Below are 543 nucleotides of genomic sequence, written 5' to 3'. Positions count from 1 at the left end.
GACCAGACGATGTACACCGGCTTTGCTTACGCAGCGCGTTCAGGTGCATCCGTTGGTATCGATGACATGGTCATCCCGGAGAAAAAATACGAAATCATCAGCGAAGCGGAAGCGGAAGTTGCTGAGATTCAGGAACAGTTCCAGTCCGGTCTGGTGACCGCGGGCGAACGCTACAACAAAGTTATCGATATCTGGGCTGCGGCGAACGATCGTGTATCCAAAGCGATGATGGATAACCTGCAAACCGAAACCGTGATTAACCGTGACGGTCAGGAAGAGCAGCAGGTTTCCTTCAACAGCATCTACATGATGGCCGACTCCGGTGCGCGTGGTTCTGCGGCACAGATTCGTCAGCTGGCTGGTATGCGTGGTCTGATGGCGAAGCCGGATGGCTCCATCATCGAAACGCCGATCACCGCGAACTTCCGTGAAGGTCTGAACGTACTCCAGTACTTCATCTCCACCCACGGTGCTCGTAAAGGTCTGGCGGATACCGCACTGAAAACAGCGAACTCCGGTTACCTGACTCGTCGTCTGGTTGAC

At 54.5% G+C, this 543-nt stretch carries 1 pseudogene; it reads left to right on the top strand.

The features are described from left to right. Positions 1-543, top strand: a pseudogene (locus ABD481_RS47050) (DNA-directed RNA polymerase subunit beta'); the annotation flags it as partial.

This window comes from Catenulispora yoronensis, assembly GCF_039531695.1.
GTDB lineage: Bacteria > Actinomycetota > Actinomycetes > Streptomycetales > Catenulisporaceae > Catenulispora > Catenulispora yoronensis.
This window is presented reverse-complemented; position numbering and strand designations above follow the sequence as displayed.